The organism is Streptomyces sp. SYSU D01066-1 (assembly GCF_054956795.1).
The window spans coordinates 1-1428 of the sequence record NZ_JBUDHV010000082.1 but is presented as its reverse complement, the minus strand read 5'-3'; the positions used below and the strand labels follow the sequence as shown (position 1 = coordinate 1428).

2 pseudogenes are annotated in these 1428 nt (G+C 70.3%); one reads left to right on the top strand and one right to left on the bottom strand.

From position 1 onward, the window contains the following. Window positions 1-420 (top strand): annotated as a pseudogene (locus ACY1JF_RS31875) (hypothetical protein); the annotation flags it as partial. Here the strand turns inward: ACY1JF_RS31875 and ACY1JF_RS31870 are convergent. Further along, a pseudogene (locus ACY1JF_RS31870) lies at window positions 359-1113 on the bottom strand (IS5 family transposase). The pseudogenes ACY1JF_RS31875 and ACY1JF_RS31870 sit on opposite strands and share 62 nt — an antisense overlap. Window positions 1114-1428 lie beyond the last annotated feature (315 nt).

Here is a 1428-nt window from a genome sequence, read left to right as displayed (position 1 = left end):
CGGAGGCGGAAGAGGTGCTCCGGCGCCGGGTGATCGGCCTGGAGCAGTACCTGGAGGCGCTGGCCGAGGTGGACGCGCCCGCCGTGGTGACCGACGGGTCCTCACAGAAAAAGCCGGTGGGACCGCGCCGGGCGGTGCCCCACCGCCATGACGCGGCCGGCACCGAGGTGCTGTCGTTGGACTACCAGGCGTTGATGGCCGCTGCCCTGGAGGGGGGGAGCCGATGGGCTGGGTGCCCGGCGGGCGGCAGTGGTGCTGGGCTGGGACAGCGCTTCCGTCTCCCGCGTCGAAGGCGCGAGGGCCCGGCTGAAGCGGCTGGTGGAACGAGGCTGGCTGGTGGAGGAGAAACCGGGCAGGTTCATCCTGCCCGTGCCGGAGCAAGAGGCTGCTGGTGCCGGGCGGCCAGGCGGCGGCTCATGAGCATGGTCATCGACCACAGGACGACGGCCTCGCTGGTGTCGGGGCGACGCTCGTAGTCACGGACCAGGCGCCGGCTGCGCAGGAGCCAGGCGAAGGACCGTTCCACGACCCAGCGGCGGGGCAGCACCTGGAAACCCTGGACATCGTCGCTGCGGCGGACGATGTCCAGGATCACTCCGAGGTGCTGGCCGGTCCAGTCTGTGAGATGGCCGGTGTAGCCACCGTCGGCCCAGATCCGTGCCAGCCGGCGGAAATGGTTCTTCGCTGCGGGAAGCAGGAGGCGGGCGGCGTCCCGATCGGTCGTGGAGGCCGGCGTACCAGCACGGCCAGCAGAAGCCCGAGGGTGTCGGTGAGCAGGTGCCGCTTGCGCCCGTTGATCTTCTTCCCCGCGTCGAAACCCCGCGTGGCGTGGGCGACGGTGGCGTCCGCCTTCACCGACTGCGAGTCCACCACACCCGCACTCGGCTCCTCCTTGCGACCCTCCGAGCGGCGGACGGCCCCGCGCGGCCGGTCATGCAGCTCGGCCACCAGCCCCGTATCCCGCCAGCGGGCGAAGAAGGCATACACCCGCGGCCAGGGCGGGAAGTCACACGGCATCGCCCGCCACTTGATGCCGTTGTCCACGACATAGCGCACCGCATCGACTATCTGCCGGTGGCAGTAGCCCTCCGGCCGACCGCCCCGGCCCGCCATCCAGGCCGGCACCGGCAGCAGATCCCGTACCAGGTCCCACTCCGCATCACTCATGTCCGAGGCGTACCGGGGTCGACGCTCCGGCCGGTCGGCCGCGTTTCCGAACCGATGGGCGAGACAGTCACACCCAGGAGTGGGCGAGCTGGACTCGGCAACCACGACCACGCGACACTTCGGCACCAGGGCCTCTTGCTCCTCGCTGGACTCGACAACCGCGAGCTACCAAGAGGCCCTTCTTCCATGCGCCTGCACCGGTCAGCTCACCCGAACCAGGACCCCGTTCGAACCCGATCGACTCCACGAGCGGATAGAGAA